Source organism: Kitasatospora brasiliensis (genome assembly GCF_032654805.1).
GTDB lineage: Bacteria > Actinomycetota > Actinomycetes > Streptomycetales > Streptomycetaceae > Kitasatospora > Kitasatospora brasiliensis.
Genome location: NZ_JAUOOW010000005.1, coordinates 296,676 through 315,782 on the forward strand (window position 1 = coordinate 296,676; position 19,107 = coordinate 315,782).

General features: G+C 72.7%; 15 protein-coding genes. 6 read left to right on the forward strand and 9 right to left on the reverse strand.

Features of this window, described 5'->3' with window-relative positions:
* Positions 1–63: 63 nt before the first annotated feature.
* The 5 genes from QWJ13_RS20895 to QWJ13_RS20915 all read right to left on the reverse strand — a co-directional run bounded on the left by QWJ13_RS20895 (position 64) and on the right by QWJ13_RS20915 (position 4,413).
* The gene (locus QWJ13_RS20895; RefSeq protein WP_316526299.1) at positions 64–1,056 is read right to left on the reverse strand and encodes an ABC transporter substrate-binding protein; all 993 of its coding nucleotides are present in this window, start codon (positions 1,054–1,056) and stop codon (positions 64–66) included.
* A 43-nt stretch (positions 1,057–1,099) separates the two neighbouring features.
* Positions 1,100–1,852, reverse strand: coding sequence for an amino acid ABC transporter ATP-binding protein (locus QWJ13_RS20900; protein ID WP_316526699.1), 753 nt, complete (start codon positions 1,850–1,852; stop codon positions 1,100–1,102).
* Between the two features lie 38 nt (positions 1,853–1,890).
* On the reverse strand, positions 1,891–2,883 hold the full coding sequence (locus QWJ13_RS20905) for an amino acid ABC transporter permease (protein ID WP_316526300.1): 993 nt from the start codon (positions 2,881–2,883) through the stop codon (positions 1,891–1,893).
* 71 nt (positions 2,884–2,954) lie between these two features.
* A complete protein-coding gene (locus QWJ13_RS20910) occupies positions 2,955–3,896 on the reverse strand; it encodes an ABC transporter substrate-binding protein (protein ID WP_316526302.1) in 942 nt (313 codons plus the stop codon).
* Positions 3,897–3,906: 10 nt separating this feature from the next.
* Entirely contained in the window at positions 3,907–4,413 is a 507-nt protein-coding gene (locus QWJ13_RS20915; RefSeq protein ID WP_316526303.1) for a GNAT family N-acetyltransferase, read from the reverse strand.
* Positions 4,414–4,986: 573 nt separating this feature from the next.
* On the opposite strand from QWJ13_RS20915, the gene QWJ13_RS20920 reads away from it, so the two are divergent.
* Together QWJ13_RS20920 and QWJ13_RS20925 are read left to right on the forward strand one after the other, a co-directional pair.
* Positions 4,987–5,940, forward strand: a complete 954-nt coding sequence (locus QWJ13_RS20920) for an amino acid ABC transporter permease (protein ID WP_316526304.1) — start codon at positions 4,987–4,989, stop codon at positions 5,938–5,940.
* Complete coding sequence (locus QWJ13_RS20925; protein ID WP_316526306.1) at positions 5,937–7,865, forward strand: FAD/NAD(P)-binding protein; 1,929 nt, start codon at positions 5,937–5,939, stop codon at positions 7,863–7,865. The genes QWJ13_RS20920 and QWJ13_RS20925 overlap by 4 nt, the downstream gene beginning before the upstream one ends.
* 13 nt (positions 7,866–7,878) lie before the next feature.
* On the opposite strand, the gene QWJ13_RS20930 is transcribed toward QWJ13_RS20925, so the two are convergent.
* Positions 7,879–9,762 carry a protein kinase domain-containing protein gene (locus QWJ13_RS20930; RefSeq protein ID WP_316526307.1) on the reverse strand — a complete coding sequence of 628 codons (1,884 nt, stop codon included), beginning with the start codon at positions 9,760–9,762 and terminating at the stop codon, positions 7,879–7,881.
* Between the two features lie 139 nt (positions 9,763–9,901).
* Here QWJ13_RS20930 and QWJ13_RS20935 point away from each other — a divergent pair, with 139 nt between their 5' ends.
* Positions 9,902–12,181, forward strand: a complete 2,280-nt coding sequence (locus QWJ13_RS20935) for an FdhF/YdeP family oxidoreductase (protein ID WP_316526308.1) — start codon at positions 9,902–9,904, stop codon at positions 12,179–12,181.
* Positions 12,182–12,330: 149 nt separating this feature from the next.
* Here the strand turns inward: QWJ13_RS20935 and QWJ13_RS20940 are convergent, their stop codons facing one another.
* The gene (locus QWJ13_RS20940) at positions 12,331–13,830 is read right to left on the reverse strand and encodes a C40 family peptidase (protein ID WP_316526309.1); all 1,500 of its coding nucleotides are present in this window, start codon (positions 13,828–13,830) and stop codon (positions 12,331–12,333) included.
* A 339-nt stretch (positions 13,831–14,169) separates the two neighbouring features.
* Here QWJ13_RS20940 and QWJ13_RS20945 point away from each other — a divergent pair, with 339 nt between their 5' ends.
* Positions 14,170–15,366, forward strand: coding sequence for an inorganic phosphate transporter (locus QWJ13_RS20945; protein ID WP_316526311.1), 1,197 nt, complete (start codon positions 14,170–14,172; stop codon positions 15,364–15,366).
* A 29-nt stretch (positions 15,367–15,395) separates the two neighbouring features.
* Positions 15,396–15,650 (forward strand): hypothetical protein, encoded by a 255-nt coding sequence (locus QWJ13_RS20950; protein WP_316526312.1) that lies wholly within the window; start codon positions 15,396–15,398, stop codon positions 15,648–15,650.
* Positions 15,651–15,755: 105 nt separating this feature from the next.
* Here QWJ13_RS20950 and QWJ13_RS20955 read toward each other — a convergent pair whose 3' ends face one another.
* Both QWJ13_RS20955 and QWJ13_RS20960 read right to left on the reverse strand, forming a co-directional pair.
* Positions 15,756–17,252: an MDR family MFS transporter gene (locus QWJ13_RS20955; RefSeq protein WP_489753399.1), complete on the reverse strand. Its 1,497-nt coding sequence runs from the start codon at positions 17,250–17,252 to the stop codon at positions 15,756–15,758.
* 231 nt (positions 17,253–17,483) lie between these two features.
* Positions 17,484–17,933, reverse strand: coding sequence for a MarR family winged helix-turn-helix transcriptional regulator (locus tag QWJ13_RS20960; protein ID WP_316526314.1), 450 nt, complete (start codon positions 17,931–17,933; stop codon positions 17,484–17,486).
* Between the two features lie 126 nt (positions 17,934–18,059).
* Here QWJ13_RS20960 and QWJ13_RS20965 point away from each other — a divergent pair, with 126 nt between their 5' ends.
* Positions 18,060–19,100, forward strand: coding sequence for an ABC transporter permease (locus QWJ13_RS20965; protein WP_316526316.1), 1,041 nt, complete (start codon positions 18,060–18,062; stop codon positions 19,098–19,100).
* Positions 19,101–19,107 lie beyond the last annotated feature (7 nt).

A 19,107-nucleotide genomic window follows, 5' to 3' on the forward strand; every position in this document is an offset into this window, starting at 1 on the left:
GGTCGGAGGGGTCACCATAGCGGCGGGCGGGGACGAACGGGTGAACGAACCCGGCCGCCCCGGCTACGGCTTGGACTTGGGCAGTCCGGGCGGGTTGATCTCGGACTTCGGCACCGCCTCGCCGTCCAGGCCCCAGCGCTTGAGCACCTGCCCGTAGGTGCCGTTCCTGATCAGCTCGTCGATCGCCGCGTTCAGCGCCTTGACCAGCCCGTTGTCCTTCCCGGTGGCGGCCGCGATCTTGCCGAGGACGTCCGCGCCGCCGCCGGAGTAGGTGCCGACGACCTCGGTCTCGCCGGTCCGCACCGCGTGGAAGGCCAGGCTGGGGTTGGGGCCGGTGTAGACGTCGATCCGGCCGGAGGACAGCGCCAGGTAGTACTCCGGCGCCTGGAAGTACTTGATGTCGATCGGTTTGAGGCCGTTCCTGACGTTCTCCTCGCTCCAGGAGATCAGCAGCTTCTCCTGGTTGGTGCCGCTGGTGACGCCGACCGGCCGGCCCGCGAGGTCCTTCGGGCCGGTGACCTTGATCCCGCTGCCCTTCTTCGTCTCGAAGCCCAGGACGTCCAGCCGGTAGGTGGCGAAGTCGTACTTCTCCTTGCGCGCCTCGGTGACGGTGATGTTGGACAGGCCCACGTCGTACTTGCCGCTGTCCAGGCCGACGAAGATGTTCTCCCAGGAGACCGGGTTGAACTCGACCTTGAGGCCCAGCACGTTGCCGATCAGCTCGGCGAGGTCCGGCTCGACACCGATGATCGTCTTGTCGTCGTCGGCGTAGAAGTCCAGCGGCGGGGTGGTGCCGAGGGAGTCGACCACGCTCAGCCGCCCCTTGCGTCTGATCTCCTCCGGGACGAGCGCGGCGATCGCCTCGACCTTGGGCGTGGTGACCCGGTTCTGGTTCGGCGACAGGTTCACCACCGTGCCGTTCGGCGCGGTGCCGCTCCCCCTGGCCGGGGCGAGTTCCGCCGCGGCGCCCGTGGCACCGCTGCCGCAGCCGGCCAGGGCGAGGGCGGCGGCGAGCGCGCCGGCGGCGGTCACGAGGGCGCGACGGGGTACGGGCATGGCGGAACTCCTGATCGATGGAAGGGTGTTGGGAAGGGGTGGGTCAGAGGACCTTGGCCAGGAAGGCCCGGGTGCGCTCGTGCCGCGGCCGGTCCAGGACCTCGGCGGGCGGGCCCTGCTCGACCACCACGCCGCCGTCCATGAAGACCACGGTGTCGGCGACCTCGCGGGCGAAGCCGATCTCATGGGTGACCACGATCATCGTGGTGCCGCTGCGGGCCAGGTCCTTGATGACGTCCAACACCTCGCCGACCAGCTCCGGGTCGAGCGCCGAGGTGGGCTCGTCGAACAGCAGCACCTTCGGCTCCAGCGCCAGCGCCCGGGCGATCGCCACCCGCTGCTGCTGCCCGCCGGACAGCTGCCGGGGGTAGGCGGCGGCCTTGTCGGCCAGCCCGACCCGTTCCAGCAGCGCCAGCGCCGTCGCCGTCGCCTCGGCCTTGGAACGGCGCAGCGCGGCGACCGGCGCCTCGACCAGGTTCTCCAGCACGGTGAGGTGCGGGAACAGGTTGAAGTTCTGGAACACGAAGCCGATGCCGGTGCGCTGGCGGAGCACCTCGCGCTCCTTGAGCTCGTACAGCCGTTCCCCGGAGCGCCGGTAGCCGATCAGCTCGCCGTCGATGGCGACGTGGCCGCGGTCCAGCTTCTCCAGGTGGTTGATCGCCCGCAGCAGGGTGGACTTGCCGGAGCCGGACGGGCCGAGCACCACGGTCACCGAGCCGGCTGGGACGTCCAGGTCGACCCCGCGCAGCACCTCCAGCCGGCCGAAGCTCTTGTGCAGGCCGCGGACCCGCACCATCGGGGCGGCCGAGGGGAGTTCCGGCTTCGTCAGGGTGGTCACGACTGTCCTCCGGGGGTACGGGCGGCGGCGGGCCGGGTGCGGTCCGGCAGGCTCCGGGCGAAGGCCCGGACGCGCTGCCACGGGGTGGGCGGCGGGGTGCGCTCGGCGCCGCGGGCGAAGTGGCGCTCGACGTAGTACTGGCCGATCGAGAGCACGGTGGTCAGCAGCACGTACCAGACGGTGGCGACCATCAGCAGCGGCACCACCCGGCCGGTGCGGCCGTAGACGACCTGGGCCTGGTAGAAGAGCTCGCCGATGGCCATCACATAGACCACCGAGGTGCCCTTGAGCAGCGAGACCACCTCGTTGGCGGCGGCCGGCAGGATGCCCCGCATGGCCTGCGGCAGCACGATCCGCCATGCCTGGCGCAGCCGCGGGATGCCGAGCGCGGCGGCGGCCTCCCGCTGGCCGGCGTCCACCGCGACGACACCGCCGCGGATGATCTCGGCGGCGAACGCGGCCTGGTGCAGCCCGAGGCCGAGCACCGCGGCGCCGAGCGCGCCGAGCACCCCGACCGTCTCCACCTCGCCGAAGGTCGGGCCGAAGGGGATGCCGATCCCGAACCGCTTGTACAGGTAGGAGAGGTTGAACCAGAACACCAGCTGGACGATCAGCGGGATCGAGCGGAACACCCATACGTACGCCCAGGCGATGGACCGCAGGATCGCGCTGCGGGACAGCCGCATCGCGGCCACCGCGGTGCCCAGCAGGAAGCCCAGCGCCGTGCCGTACGCGGTGAGTTCGAGGGTCCGCCCGATCGCCCGGAGGATGGTGTCGGCGGTGAAGTAGAGCCGGAAGGTGGCCCAGTCCCAGCCGGGGTTGGTGGCCAGGCCGTGGGCGAACTGGGCGAGGACGACCAGGGCGGCGAGGCCGGCGGCCCAGCGCCAGGGGTGCCGGGCGGGGACGGTCGGCAGGCCGTCCAGGGCGTCCAGGTCGAGGGCGGCCGCCGGACTCGGCGGGGCCGGCGGAGCTGCGGTGCTGACGGTCATCGGGGACTCCTTCGGCTGGCCTCGCGTTCGGGCGGTCAGGCGTGCTAGGGCGGTCAGGCGTGCTCGGGCGGTCAGGCGTGCTCGGGCGGGCTGATCCGGGACTCCTTGATCGCCGACTCGGTGACCCCCCACTTGCGCAGGATCCGCTCGTACGTCCCGTCCTGGATCAGCTGGTTGACCGCCGCCTGGAGCGCCGGGGCGAGCTTGGAGCCCTTCTTGAGCGCGAAGCCGACGTCCAGACGGTGGAACTCGCCGAGGAAGCGGGTCCCGGAGGCCTCCTGCGCGGCCTGGTGGCGCAGGCCGTTGATGGTGGACATCTCGACGTCCACCCTCCCCTGCTGGAGGCTGGTCAGCAGGGCGCCGCTCTCGCTGAACGCCCGGACCTCGTACGGCTTCTTCCCGGCGTCGGCGCAGACGTTCTTCCGGTTGTTGAGGGTGGTCTCGAAGGTGGTGCCGGCACCGGTGCCGATGGTCAGGCCGCACAGCTGGACCAGGTCGGTGACCGGCTGGATCGCGGTGTTGTCCTTCTTCACCGCGAAGCCCTGGCCGTCGTCGATGTAGGTGACGAAGTCGATGGTCTTCAGCCGGGCCGCGGTGACCCCGAAGTTTCCGGTGCCGACGTCGAACTTCCCGCTGTCCAGCGCGGGCAGGATGGTCTCGAAGGCGGCCTCCTCGCGCCGCACGGTCAGGCCGAGCAGCTTGGCCACCGCGTCGGTGAAGTCCACGTCGATCCCGGCGGGCTTCTTGTCGGCCTGGTCGACGTAGAACGCGGTCGGCGGGGTGCCGAAGGAGGCGCCGAACTTCAGCGTGCCGGCCCGGCGGACCTCCTCGGGCAGCAGCGCGGCGGCGGCCTCGGACTTCGCCAGTCCGGCGACGACGTCCTCGGTGGCGGCCGCACCGCCCGTCCCCGCGGCACTCGCGATCTTCGGGTCCGAGCCGCAGGCGGCCAGGGCCAGGACCGGCAGCAGGGCGGCGGCCGCGAGCAGGCGGCGGCGGACGGTGGTGGGTCTCACGGGAGGCCTCTCAGGAGGTCGGGGCCGGTACGGGCGGCTGCGGCTGTCCGGCGGACAGCCGCTTCTCGAAGGGGAGCAGGGTGACGGTCCGCGGATCGGCGCAGACGTCGAACAGCGGGGTGTAGCCGGCTGCCAGGTAGAGGCCCCTGGCCTCGGGCTGGCGCGGACCGGTGGTGAGGTAGAGCCCGGTGTAGCCGGCTTCGGCGGCCGTCCGCTCCAGCTCGGCCAGCACCCGGCGGGCCAGGCCGCGACGGCGGTGCGCGGAGTGCGTCCAGACCCGCTTCAACTCGGCGGTGTGCTCGTCGTACCGCTTGTACGCGCCGCCGGCCACCGGCTCGCCGTCCTCCAGCAGGAGCAGCAGCACGCCGTGCGGCTCGGCGAAGGCCTCACCCGGGTAGCGGTCCATCTCCTGGCGCCCCTCGGGGCCGTACCGGGTGACGTACTCGTGGGTGAGTTCACGCAGCAGCGGCTCGGCCAACGGGTCGTCGACGGCGACCCGGAGGAACTCGGCGGGCATGGCGGGACCTTTCGGGTGGGCAGCACCGGAGGCGGCCGTGGCGGGGCACGGCCGCGCGGCAGGGGGACGCGGCGGCGGGAGCGGTGGAGTGAGTGCGGAACCGCGGGTGACGATGGCGATGTGACGGTGCGTCAGCCACCCCCGGGGTGCGCCGAGGGAGGGCCACCCAGAGGGGATCAGGGCCGAGCGGGAACGGGGCCGGACGGGCGGCCCGCCGTCAGGTCAGCCGCGACACGCTGCGGACCACACCCGACCGAAGTCGATGTGGTCGCGGGTGACCAGGGGCTGCTCGGCGTACATGGGCTCAAGTTGAACAGTCGCCCGATCGGTACGTCAACCGCCCATCGTTGCCACACTGTTGCGATCTCCCGACGCGTTTCCGACGTGTTGCGGGCGGATGGCGGCACCCCTGATCGCCCCCGATCACCCTTGACGGCCGTCGATCGCGCATGCCTACGATCGGCGCGGAGTGCAGTGCCCCGCGCCGGCCGTGTTGAGGGACACGGGCCGCGACCGCGTACGTGACCACCGCCGTACCCCTCCCCGCCCGCACTCCGCCCAGGAGCCGCCGCCATGGCCACCCCGCAGGACGTCCTGCCCGCCCGCTCCACTGTCCGTCCGGCTGTCGAGCCGCCCGACGCCGAGGCCCGGATCGTCGCCCGCCGAAGGCCCGGCCAGTGGGCCGCCGCCGCCCTGGCGCTGCTGCTGGCCGCGATGGCGGTCGACTCGGTGGTCCGCAACAAGGCGTTCCAGTGGGGCCTGGTCGCCGACTGGTTCACCGCCCGGTCCGTGCTCGACGGCCTCACCCTCACCCTCTGGCTGACCGCCGTCACCCTCGCCCTCGGCTTCGTGTTCGGCACCGTCCTCGCCGTCATGCGGCTCTCCACCAACCCGGTGCTGCGGACGCTGAGTTGGGGCTACATCTGGGTGTTCCGATCCACCCCGCCGCTGGTGCAGCTGCTGTTCTTCTTCAACATCGGCGCGCTCTACCCGACCCTCGGCCTCGGCATCCCCTTCGGCCCCGAGTTCGTCACGGTGAAGACCGTCAACCTGATGGGACCCACGCTGACCGCCGTCATCGGCCTCACCCTGCTGGAGAGCGCGTACGCCGCCGAGGTGATCCGCGGCGGCATCCTCTCCGTGGACCGCGGCCAGCTGGAGGCGGCGGCCGCGCTCGGGCTCGGCCGGTGGCGGGTGCTGCGCCGGATCGTGGTGCCGCAGGCGATGCGGGCGATCGTGCCGACCGCCGGGAACATGCTGATCGGCGCACTCAAGGGCACCAGCATCGTGAGCGTACTGGCCGTCTCCGACCTGCTCTACTCGGTGCAGCTGGTCTACCTCCAGTCGTACCAGGTCATCCCGATGCTGATGGTCGCCACCCTCTGGTACCTGGTGGTCACCACCCTGCTGTCGATCGGCCAGTACTACGTGGAGCGGCACTTCGCCCGGGGCGCCACCCGGGACGGGCTGCCGCCCACCCCGCTCCAGCGGGCCCGTACAGCCTTCGCCAAGGTGGTGCGGGCATGAGCAGCGTCGTCATCGTCGGGGCCGGCCCACGCGGCACCGGGCTGCTGGAGCGGATCGCCGCCAACGCCGCCGAACTCCTGCCCACCGAGCGACCGTTGGCGATCCACCTGGTCGACCCGCATCCGCCCGGCGGGGGCCGGATCTGGCGCCACGACCAGTCCCCGCTGCTGCGGATGAACTCGATGGCCGAGGACGTCACCATGTTCACCGACGAGCGCTCCACCCTCGAAGGGCCGGTCCGCCCCGGCCCCTCGCTCGCCGAATGGGCCCGGCGGCAAGAGGAGTTCGCGCCCTACCGGGAGGTCGCCGACCCGGCCGTGCGCGCCGAACTGCGCACCCTCGCGCCCACCGACTTCCCCACCCGCCGGGCCCAGAGCGCCTATCTGGACTGGGTGTTCCGCCGCGCCGTCGCCGACCTGCCACCGCACATCACGGTCACCGTCCACCGCGACACCGCCCGGCGGATCGACGGCCCGGACGACGGCCCGCAGACCGTCCACCTCACCGACCGGACGCTCACCGCCGACCATGTCGCGCTCACCCTCGGCCACCTCGACTCCGCCCCGCACCCGCGCTTCGCCGCCGACGCCGAGTTCGCCGCCCGGCACCGACGCTTCCACCTCCCACCCGCCTACTCCGCCGACGTGGCAGGCGAGTTGGAGCGCATCGCCCCCGGCGAGCAGGTGCTGCTGCGCGGCCTCGGGCTCGCCGCGGTGGACCTGGTCTCCCTGCTCACCGAGGGCCGCGGCGGCCGCTTCGAGCCCACCGGCGACGGCGCCGCCCCGCGCTACCTCCCGTCCGGCCGCGAGCCGGTGCTCCACCTGGGCTCCCGGCGCGGCGTCCCGTACCACTCCAAGACCGGCTACCGCCTCCAGGGGCCGCCTCCGCCGCTCCCCCGGTACTTCGACGCGGCCGCCGTGGACACCGTGCTCGCCCGCGCGGGACAGCTCGAACTACGGCGCGACTTCTGGCCGTTGATGGCCAAGGAGATCGGCTTCGGCCATTACCACGAGCTGTTCCACGCCCACCCCGAGCGCACCGCCCTGCCCTGGCCGGAGTTCCTCGCCCGGTACGACCGGCACGACTGGTACAGCCCCGAACTCGCCGCCCTGGTCGCCCAGTCCGTCCCCGACCCGGCCGACCGGATCGACTTCGAGCGGCTCGACCACCCGCTCGCCGGACTCGAACTCGACACCGCCGAGGAACTCCAGGCCCACCTGCGCGCGTACGTCGGCAGCGACGCCGACCGCCGGGCCGACCCCGCGCACAGCGCCGACCTCGGCGCCTTCCTCGCCCTGCTCTCGCTGTTCGGCCAACTCCCCCGGATCACCGCGAGCGGCCGGCTCACCGCCCGCTCGGTCGCCGAGGAAGTGGACGAGTGGTTCTTCGGCTACTTCAGCTTCCTCGCCTCCGGCCCGCCCGGCTTCCGGCTGCGCCAGCTGCTCGCCCTCTCCGAGGCCGGGGTGGTGCGCTTCCTCGGCGCGGGCGTCCGGATCGAGCGGGACGAGCCGAGCGGCACCTGGCGGGCGCGCGGCGCCACCGTGCCCGGCCACGCCGTCACCGCGACGGCGCTGATCGAGGCGTACCTGCCCAAGCACGAGCTGGGCCGCACCCTGGACCCACTGCTGGGCGAGCTGCACCGCGCCGGGCGGCTCGTCGAGGAGGTGGTCACCGACCCGGACCACACCCACCGCTCCGGCCTGGTCACCATCGCCCCCGCCGACAGCCGGCTGCTCGACCCGGCCCTCGGCGGCGCCCCGCACCCGCGCCGCACCGCCCTCGGCCCGCACACCAGCCTGCGCTCGGCCGCCGCCTTCGCCCGGCCGCGCACCGACGCCCCGGCCTTCCGGCAGAACGACGCGGCCGCCCGCGCCCTGCTCCGGGCGCTGGCGGCGGCGCCGGCGGTGCGGGCGCTGGCGGCGTGAGGCCTCGGGAGGCTCAGGAGCCGCAGATCTGCGTCACCAGGTCCTCGTCGGTGACGAAGAACGGCGCGGAGGCCACCCGCTCCGCGACGCCCTTCGCGCCCGTGCCGCGCTCCAGCGCGCGGGCCGCTTGCGGATCGCCGCCGGACCTGAGCCGCCGGACCAGCCGCAGCGCCTCGTCCCGGTCGATCCGCACCCGCCACGCCCGGACGGTCCGGGCCGGACCGCCGTGGAACCGGGCCCGCTTCCGGTACTCCGCCAGGTCGGCCCGGGCCCGCATGCTGCGCCGGTCGGTCACGCCGAAGGCCTCGTCGAGCCGGGGCACCATGTCGGTCAGCTGGAGCACCGCGGCCTGGTAGTCGCGCCGCCGGGCCTGGCAGGTCGCGAGGTCCTGCCAGGCCTTGAAGACGAGCGGGCCGCGCGGACCCAGGGCGCCCCTCAGCACGGGCAGGAGTTCGGTCAGCAGCCGGATCGCGGTGACCGTCTCGCCGCTGTCCCGGACCAGCTCGGTCAGGTCGTACCTGACCTCCAGGACCTGGGGATCGACCGGTCCGAGAGCCGAGTTCAGGTCCTCCACCAGCCCCTCCAGCACCCGGACGGCCCGCGTCCGCTGGCCGGCCCGGCCGAAGTACCGGGCGAGGTCCCGCCGGGCGGTGACGACCTCCGGGTCGGTCGCGCCGAGCGACCCCGCGGCGGCGTCGACCACCGGCTGGAGCAGGTACACCGCCTTCGCGGGCCGCTCGTCCCGCACGGCCCGTACGGTCTCCGTCAGCCGGGCCCGCAGGACCACCGCGTCCTCGACCGGCGCGGGCCGGACGACCCGGGCGGGCGGCTCGGGCCAGACGAAGCGGGGAGGCGGCTCGGGGTACAGCAGCGCGGGCCGCCCCACCGGCCGCAGGTTCGGCTCCTTCGGGTGTCGGGTCAGTCCCCGCGGCCGGACGGGCCGGACGGGAGCCCGCCGGCCCGGCGGCGAGGTGCGCGGTGGCGCTGGTGCGGGTGCGACCTCGGGCTCGGCCTCGGCCTCGGGAGCGGGAGCGGGCTTGGGGGCCGGCTCGGGCGGCACCTTCCCGTCGGCCAGGTCCGCGAGCCGCCCGGCGACCGTCCGGGCGTCGGCCGGCCGGTCGTTCGGGTCCTTCGCCAACAGCTGGGCGACCAGCGCGGGCAGCTGCGCCGGCAGCCCGTACCGGTCCGGATCCAGCGCCGGGGGCACCTCGTTGAGGTGCTGGTACATCAGCACGGGCGTCGAGTCCCCGGCGAAGGGGCTCGTCCCGGTGCAGAGTTCGACCAGCAGGCAGCCCACCGCGTACAGGTCGGCCCGGCCGTCCACCCGGTCGCCGGTCCACCGCTCGGGCGCCATGTACGCCGGGCTGCCGATGACCGTCCCGACGGTGGTCAGCCCTCCCGTGCCGGAGTCCAGCTGGGCGATGCCGAAGTCCAGCACCTTGAGCCGACCGGCCTCGGTGATCATCACGTTGTCCGGCTTGATGTCCCGGTGCACCATGCCCGCGTCGTGCGCCGCCGCCAGCGCCTCGCAGATCTGCTGCCCCCAACGCAGGCTCTGCTTCGGCTCCGGCAGGCCGTCCCGCAGCACCTGCGTCAGGGTGCGGCCGACGAGCAGCTCCATGACCAGGAAGGTGACTTCCCGGTCCTCACCGGTCTCGCACTGGCCGAGGTCGTGCACGGTGACGATGTGCGGATGGGACAACTGGCCCGCCGCGTGCGCCTCCCGGACGAATCTCAGCGCCGCCTTCGCCCGGTCACCGCCGTCGTGCCCGATGACCTTGACGGCCACCAGGCGTTCCATCCGGGTGTCCTCGGCCTCCCACACCACCCCGAATCCGCCCTGGCCGAGCTTCCGCACCAACTGGTACCGGTCGTCCAGGACGTCACCGACTCGCACGCGCGCTCCCCCGCCCTCCCCGCCATGACGCCCAGACTCTACCGACGGACCTCCCGCCGTCACGGAGCCGGTGGAAGGATGGACGGTGAGCCCCGCGCCGGTGCGGCGGCTCGCACCAGCGGAACCGAGGAGCGCAGTCATGGCCAAGCAGGCCCCGCAGAGCGACCCGGCGCAGGACGCCCCCGAGGTGTCCGCGCCCCAGCACGCGGCCGCCGGGCTGCCCGCCGTCGGCCACAGCCTGCGGATGGCCACCGAGCAGATGGGCGCCCGCCGCACCCTGGCCACCCTGCTCAAGGTCAACCAGCCGAACGGCTTCGACTGCCCCGGCTGCGCCTGGCCCGAGCCGGACAAGACCCACACCGCCGAGTTCTGCGAGAACGGCGCCAAGGCCGTCGCCGAGGAGGCCACCGAGCGCCGGATCCGCGCCGAGTTCTTCGCCGCCCACCCCGTCGCCGACCTGGCCGAACGCTCCGGCTACTGGCTCGGCCAGCAGGGCCGGCTCACCCGGCCGATGCTGCTCGACGAGGGCGCCACCCACTACCGGCCGGTCTCCTGGGACGACGCCTTCGCGCTGATCGCCGAGGAACTCAAGGCCCTGGACACCCCGGACGGGGCGGCCTTCTACACCTCCGGCCGGACCAGCAACGAGGCCGCCTTCGCGTACCAGCTGTTCGCCCGCCGGCTCGGCACCAACAACATGCCGGACTGCTCCAACATGTGCCACGAGTCCTCCGGCTCCGCGCTCACCGAGACCATCGGCGTCGGCAAGGGCAGCGTCAGCCTCAAGGACCTCTACCAGGCCGACCTGATCATCGTGGCCGGCCAGAACCCGGGCACCAACCACCCCCGGATGCTCTCCGCGCTGGAGCGCGCCAAGCGGGCCGGCGCCACCATCGTCAGCGTCAACCCGCTGCCGGAGGCCGGGCTGGAGCGGTTCAAGAACCCCCAGCACGCGCGCGGCCTGGCCGGCCACGGCACCAAGCTGACCGACCTCTTCCTCCAGATCCGCCTCGGCGGCGACCTCGCGCTGTTCCGCGCGCTCAACCGGATCGTCCTGGAGCAGGACGGGGTCGACCGCGGGTTCGTCGCCGAACACTGCCACGGCTTCGAGGAGTTCGAGGCCCAGGCGCTGGCGACCGACCGGGCCGAGGTGCTCGCCGCGACCGGCCTGCCCTGGGAGCAGATCGAGGAACTCGGCCGGCTGGTGCTGAAGTCCGAGAAGATCATCGTCTGCTGGGCGATGGGCCTCACCCAGCACAAGCACGCCGTTCCGACCATCCGCGAGGTGGTCAACTTCCTGCTGCTGCGCGGCAACGTCGGCCGCCCCGGCGCCGGGGTCTGCCCGGTGCGCGGGCACAGCAACGTCCAGGGCGACCGGACGATGGGCATCTTCGAGCGGCCGTCGACGGCCTTCCTGGACGCGCTCGGCAAGGAGTTCGGCTTCGAGCCGCCGCGCGAGCACGGCTTCGACTCGGTGGACACCATCCGCGCGATGCGCGACGGCCGGGTCCGGGTCTTCTTCGCGATGGGCGGCAACTTCGTCGCGGCCACCCCCGACACCGAGGTCACCGAAGCCGCGATGCGCCGCTGCCGGCTGACCGTCCACGTCTCCACCAAGCTCAACCGCTCGCACGTGGTCACCGGCGCCCGCGCCCTGATCCTCCCCACCCTGGGCCGCACCGACCGGGACGTCACCGCGCGCGGCGCCCAGTTCGTCAGCGTCGAGGACTCGATGGGCCAGGTGCACGCCTCGCGCGGCGGCCTGCGCCCGCCGGCCCCCGGACTGCTCTCCGAGACCGCGATCGTCTGCCGCCTCGCCCGCACGGTGCTCGGGCCGCAGGACACCGTGCCGTGGGAGGACTTCGCCGAGGACTACGACGCCCTGCGCGACCGGATCGCCCGCGTCATCCCGGGCTTCGAGGACTACAACGACAAGGTCCGCCGCCCCGGCGGCTTCACCCTGCCGCACGGCCCCCGGGACACCCGCACCTTCCCGACCGCCACCGGCAAGGCCAACTTCTCGGTCAACCCGCTGACCGCCCCCGAGGTCCCGGCGGGCCGGCTGCTGCTCCAGACGCTGCGCTCCCACGACCAGTACAACACCACCATCTACGGCCTGGACGACCGCTACCGCGGCATCAAGGGCGGCCGCCGGGTGGTCCTGGTCAACCCCGCGGACGCCGCCGAACTCGGCCTGGCCGACGGCCAGTACGTCGACCTGGTCAGCGAGTGGAGCGACGGCGTCGAACGCCGCGCCCCGCACTTCCGGGTGGTCCACTACCCCGTCGCCCGCGGCGGCGCGGCGGCCTACTACCCGGAGACGAACGTCCTGGTCCCCCTCGACTCCACCGCCGACATCAGCAACACCCCCACCTCCAAGGCCGTCGTCATCCGCTTCACCCCCGACACCGTCGCGTAGCGGCCACGGGACGGGCTCTCCCCTCGCCGCCCCCGTGCGCCCCTTGGGGCGCACGGGGGCGGCGAGGGCGCGAGGCGGAGACGGGAACGGCCTCGGACAGCGCGAAGGCCGCCCCTCGTCCGTGGACGTGGGGCGGCCTTCTCCGAGTGTCAGTGCGTCGGCGTGCCCAGCGGCAGGGTCGCGGTGGGGCTGCCCGGGGCCGAGGCGCTCGCGGAGCCCGTGCCGGTCGGGCTGCCGGTGCCGGTCGGGCTTCCCGTGCCGCTCGGGGTGGGCGTCCCGGTGGTGCCGGTCGGTGTCGGCGTCGGGGTGCCCGGCGTCTCCGTCGGGGTCGGCGTCGGAGGCGGGGTGGGCGTCTCCGGCGTCCCCGGCGTCGTCGGCGGCGTCACCGGCACGGTCGGGGCCGGCGGCGCGGGCGGCGGGGGCGGGGTCTGCTTGACCGGGCTCGGCGCGATCGGCGTGGCCGCGTCCCAGCCCGACGGCAGGTCTGGCACCTTCCAGGCGCCGCCCGCCTCGTCGGCCGCGCCGGACGGGTCCGGCCGGACCGCGCCGAGGATCGCCATCGAGCCGACCGGCGAGATCTTGATGAACGCCCCGGGTCGCGGCGCCTGCACGATCAGCCCGCCGCCGATGTACATCCCGACGTGCGAGGCGTCCTGGAAGTAGATCACCAGGTCACCGGGCCGCAGCTGGTTGAGCGCGACGTGCGGCAGCTGCGCCCACTGCTCCTGGCTGGTGCGCGGGATCGGCTTGCCGGCGTGCAGCCAGGCCTGCGAGGTGAGGCCGGAGCAGTCGTAGGAGTCCGGCCCGGTGCCGCCCCACAGGTACGGCTTGCCCAGCTGCGCCAGCGCGAAGACCACGGCCGCGCGCCCTTGGAGGGAGGGCGTGTGCTCCCCCTTGCCGAGCGCCCCGGAGGCGAGGAACGCGAGCTGCGCCTCGTCCGCCTTGGCCTTCTCCAGCTGCTCCAGCTCGGCCCGCTGGGCGCCGGTCAGCGAGGAGACCAGCTGCTCGACCGCGGCGAGGTCGGTGGCCGCCTTGGCCTTGGCCGCGTCCTGCTGGGCGACCAGTGTCTGCGCTGTCTTCAGCGCCTCCTCGCTCTCCTTCTTCAGCCCGTCCAGCGCGTCCCGGTCGCCCTTCAGCTTGTCCAGGAACTCGGACTGCGAGCGGCTGGCCACCGCGAGCAGCTCGGCGATGGTCACCGCCTCGTACGGGTCCTTGGAGAGCAGCAGTTCGGCGTACGCGGAGGCGGCCCCGTTGCGGTACTGCGCCGCGGCGAGCTGCGAGGCGATGTCGGTGCCGGCGTCGACCTGCTTCTGCTGGCGGTCCAGCCGGCCCTGGAGGTCGGTGAGCGAGGTCTGCTGCTCCGCGACCTTGGCCACCGCGCCGTTGTACTGCTCGGTGGCGGCCTCGGCGCTCTGGTACAGCGCGTGCAGCTGGTCGAGCATCGGGCCGAGGGTGGCCTTGGCGGCGGCGAGCGGGTCCGAACCCGGGACGACCTGGCCGGTGTTGCCCGGGTCGGGTGCGGCCCAGGCGGCCTGGCCGGCGGCCGGCAGCGCGAGGGCGGCGGCCGCGAGGACGGCTCCGCAGCGCAGCGCCGCCCGCACCCAGGGTCGTACGCGTGTCGTTTCGGCTCTCTGTTCTGCCCCGCCCATGTCGACCTGGTCCTCCCGCCGCGCACTGCCCCTGTCCCGGCTTCCCGGATCCCGCAGATCCTCCCACGGGTTACTCGCCGGAAACAGGGCGCGGAAGGACGGGGAGGTTAATTCTCGATCGATCTGTGAGACAGCTCTCAGCAAACCGGGTCGAACCGTCATTTTCTTCGCTAATGTCCAGCTCAGCGCGCCGCAGGTCACCGCAATGAAATCCAATGGTCACCGGGAGTCAACCATCGGAACCATGATTCCCGGCTCAGTTCACCTTCCGTTTACCAAACAGACCTACGGTCGCGACGTCATCAACGTCCGTGCGACAACTACGACGATTGTTTGGGTATGGAACACATCTCGTTCCTGGTAGCCGTTGTGATCATCACGGCGCTCGCCTTCGACTTCACCAACGGGTTCCACGACACCGCCAACGCGGCCGCCACCGCGATCGCGACCGGGGCCCTTCGTCCGAAGGTCGCGGTCACCATCGCGGCCCTGCTCAACTTCGCGGGCGCCTTCCTGTCCGTGAAGGTCGCCACCACGATCTCCGGCGGCATCGTCAACGAGAAGGCCGGCGTCCATCCCGAGATCATCTTCGCCGCACTGGCCGGCGCGATCCTCTGGAACCTGCTGACCTGGCTGCGCGGACTGCCGTCCAGCTCCTCGCACGCCCTGTACGGCGGCCTGATCGGCGCCACGATCGTCGGCGTCGGTATGAACGGCGTCAACTTCGACACCGTGATCACCAAGATCATCATTCCGGCGGTCGCCTCCCCCTTCGTCGCCGGCCTCGCCTCCTGGGGCGCCACCAAGCTGGCGTACGCGATCACCCGCAAGGGCAACAGCGCGGCCACCGAGAAGGGCTTCAAGACCGGCCAGGTCTTCTCCTCCTCGCTGATCTCGCTGGCCCACGGCACCAACGACGCCCAGAAGACGATGGGCATCATCACCCTGACCCTGGTCTCGGTCGGCGCCCTGCCGCACGGCGCGCTGCCTCCCACCTGGGTGATCGTCTCGGCCGGCGCCGCGATCGCGCTCGGCACCTACATGGGCGGCTGGCGGATCATCCGCTCGATGGGCAAGGGCCTGGCGGACATCCGTCCGCCGCAGGGCTTCGCCTCCGAGTCGGCCGCCGCGACCGTCATCCTGACCTCGTCGCACATGGGCTTCGGCCTCTCCACCACCCAGGTCTGCTCCGGCGGCATCATGGGCGCCGGCCTCGGCGGCCCGAAGGGCGAGCTGCGCTGGAGCCTGGTCCGCCGCATGGTCTACACCTGGGGCCTGACCCTGCCGGCCGCCGCCGTGGTCTCCGGCCTCGCGGCCCTGGTGGCCGAGCAGGGCGGCTGGGGCGTCGCCCTGGTCGGCGCCGTGCTGGTGGCCGGCGCGGGCGCGATGTGGATGATCTCCCGTCGCCAGCCGGTCGGCGCGGACAACGTCAACGACGTCAACGAGGTCACCCCGGTCGAGGTCACCCCGGTCGAGGTCGCACCGGCCGGTACCGCCAACGCCCCCACCCCGGCCTCGACCACGGTCGCGGCCTGAGCGCCCGCGGCTGAGGAGGAGCACTCACCATGCACATCACCATCAAGTGGAACGCCCTGGCCGAGACCGCCGGTGTCAGCTTCGGCATCACCGTCGCCGTGGTCGCCGTCTTCGCGCTCGGCATCCTGGCGCTGTCCCGCCGCGAGGCCGCGGTGAGCGCCGCCCGCGAGGGCGGCACCGCCGCGGCTGGCGGCGGCAAGCTCGCCCTGGCCGGCGCGTACGTCTGCTTCGCGGCCTGCGGCGCGGTCGTCCTGTACGGGCTGTCGCTGATCGCCGGCAAGTAGCCGCCGCGCACGGGGGCGAACGGCAACGGGCCGGGGAGTGTCGAGACACTCCCCGGCCCGTTCGCGCGTTCCGACCGGTCGGCCCGCCTGCCGGTCGCTTCCCTGTCAGCTCTCCTGGGTGGTCTTCAGCGCCGTCTCCCGGATGAACAGCACGGTGACGAAGGCCAGCGCCGAGAACGGGGCGGCCCACAGGAAGACGGTGCCGACGCCGTGGCCGAAGGCGTCCGTCACCAGCGGCACGATCGGGGCCGGCAGCTTGGCCAGGTCCGGGATGCCGCCGCCGGAGGCCGCGGGCGAGGCCGGGATGTGCGCGGCGGCCAGGTTGTCGGCCAGGTAGTGGCCGACCTTGTTGGTCATCAGCGCGCCGAGCGCGGAGACGCCCATCGCGCCGCCCATGGTGCGGAAGAAGGTGACCACCGAGCTGGCCGCGCCGAGCTCGTGCCGGGGCACCGTGTTCTGCACCGCGAGCACCAGGTTCTGGCTGGTCAGGCCGAGGCCGATGCCGGTGATCGCCATGTAGGCGGAGAGCAGCGCGTAGTCGGTGTCGGCCCGGGCGGTGCCGAGCAGGCCGAAGCCGACCGCGAGCAGCGCGGTGCCGGTGACCAGGTAGGCCTTCCACTTGCCGTACTTGGTGATCAGCCGGCCGGCCACCGCGGAGGAGAGCGCCAGGCCGAGGATCATCGGCAGGGTCATCAGGCCGGCCACGGTCGGGGACTTGGCGCGGGCCAGCTGGAAGTACTGGCTGAGGAAGGTGGTCGCGCCGTACATCCCGACGCCGACCAGCACGCTGGCCAGCGCGGCCAGGGTGACGGTGCGGTACTTGAACAGGCCCGGCGGGATGATCGGCTCGGCCGCGCGGAACTCGATCGCGATGGCCAGGGCGCCCAGCAGCAGGCCGCCGCCGACCATGGCCGCGGTCTGCCAGGACAGCCAGGCGTAGTTCTTGCCGGCCAGGGTGATCCAGATCATCAGCAGGCTGACCGAGGCGGTGATGACCACGGCGCCCAGGTAGTCGATCTTCGCCTGGCGCTTGACCACCGGCAGCTTGAGGGTGCGCTGGATCACCAGGATCGCGGCCACCGCGAACGGGATGCCGACGTAGAAGCACCAGCGCCAGCCCAGCCAGGAGGTGTCCACGATGACGCCGCCGATCAGCGGGCCGCCGATGGTGGCGAGCGCGAAGACCGCGCCGAAGTAGCCGCTGTACCGGCCGCGCTCACGCGGCGGGACCATCGCGGCCAGGCAGATCTGGCCGAGCGCCACCACACCGCCGGCCCCGATGCCCTGGAGCGCGCGGCAGGCGATCAGCTCGCCGGTGTTCTGCGAGAGGCCGGCCAGCGCCGAGGTGCCGATGTAGATCAGCAGGGCGATCTGGAGCAGCAGCTTCTTGCTGGCGAGGTCGGAGAGCTTGCCCCAGATCGGGGTGGAGGCGGTGAGGGTGAGCAGCGACGCGGTGATCACCCAGGTGTACGCGGACTGGCCACCGTGCAGGTCGGCCAGGATGTGCGGCAGGGCGTTGGAGACGATGGTCGAGGAGAGCACGGCCACGAAGAGGCCGAGCAGCAGGCCGGAGAGGGCCTCCATCACCTGTCGGTGCGTCATCTGTTGACTGTCGGTCGCGGCGGCGGTGGCGCTCGCGGCCTCGGTGGTCACGGTCATCTGGGTCCTTCGGCGAGCAGGCGGGCGGGCAGGATGCGCGGATCATGAAATTTCGTTGCCGTAAGCAACCATAAGTCGAGATGGTTGAACTAGGCAACTTTCTTCAAGGGAAAGTAAAGCCGCGCGCTCAAGCGCCCGCAGCGCCTCCGGAAGCCGCCGGGACCCCTCCGGGCCTCACTCCGTCGGGGGCTCCCCCAGCACGTCGTTGAAGCGGTGCAGCAGCACCGCGAAGCGGGCCACGTCCTCCGGGGACCAGTCGCCCATCACCTCGCGCACCCGCCGCATCCGCACGTCCCGCGCGGACAGGTAGCGCCGGCGGCCGTCCTCGGTGAGCGAGACCAGCGCGGCCCGGCGGTCCAGCGGGTCCGCCTCCCGGGCGACCAGGCCCAGCTCCTCCAGCGTCCGGATCTGCCGGCTCACCGTCGCCTTGCCGATGGTGAAGTGCGCGCCGACGTCCGTCACCCGCACCGGCCCGGCCTGCTCGATGTACGCGAGCAGGCTGTACGCCATGCCCTCCAGTCCGGGGTGCACCCGGCGTGAGAGTTCCGCCACTCTGGCCCGGCCTCGCCGGAACATCAGGGCGACCTCGCGCTCCACCGCCACCAGGGCTTCCTCGTCACTCACCGCGCCAGTATCGCGCAGCGACACTCGCCGAGCCCGGGGACGTACAGTGCGACAAGCCAACTAGTTCATGGTATTAAGTATCGGTTCTGGAAGTACCGATTTTCCCCCATACGCAAGGAGATGTGGATGGCAGCCCCGGGGCAGGGTTTCCTCGCCGAGTTGAAGAGCGCGGTCACCCCGCGCGCGGCACTGCTCGTGTTCGGAGTCCTGCTGCTCCAGCTCGGCTTCATCACCTCCTACATCGGGGCGCTGCACAAGCCCGCCCCGCAGAACCTCTCGATCGCGGTGGTCGCCCCGCCGCAGGTCGCCCCCAAGCTGGTCGGCGCGCTGGAGGCGGTGCCGAACGACGCCGTCCGGGCCAGCACCGTGCCGGACGCCGAGACCGCGACCCAGCTGATCAAGGACCAGAAGCTCTACGCCGCGCTGGTCGTGGACCCGACCTCCACCCAGGACACCCTGCTGGTCGGCAACGCCCGCGGCACCGCCGCCTCCAAGGCCGCCGAGACCATCACCACCGCGATCGACCAGAGCCAGGGCCGGACCGTCAAGGTCCAGGACGTGGTGCCGCTCGCCAAGGGCGACAACAACGGCCTCTCCGCCTTCTACCTGGTGATCGGCTGGTGCGTCGGCGGCTACCTGGTCGCCTCGATCCTCGGCATCAGCGCGGGCTCCAAGCCGGCCAACACCCACCGCCTGCTGATCCGCCTCGGCGTCCTCGCGGTGTACTCCATCGGGGCCGGCCTGCTCGGCACCGTGATCGCCGGACCGGTGCTGAACGCCCTGCCGGGCTCGATCCTCGCCCTGACCGCCATCGGCGCCCTGGTGGTGTTCACGGTCGGCGCGTTCACCATGGCGCTCCAGTGCCTGTTCGACATCCTGGGCATCGGCGTCGCGGTGCTGATCTTCGTGGTGCTCGGCAACCCGAGCGCGGGCGGGGTCTACCCGGCGCCGATGACTCCGCCGTTCTGGCGGGCCATCGGCTCCTGGATCCCGAACGGCGCCGGCACCACCGCCACCAAGTCGATCGCCTACTTCGGCTCCACCAACCTGGGGATGCCGATCCTGGTCATGGTGGTCTGGGCGCTGGTCGGCATGGGCGTCGCCCTGCTGGCCGTGCTGCGCGGCCCGCGTTCCGGCGGCCGCGAGCTGGTGGCCGAGGAGGCCTGAGCCTCCC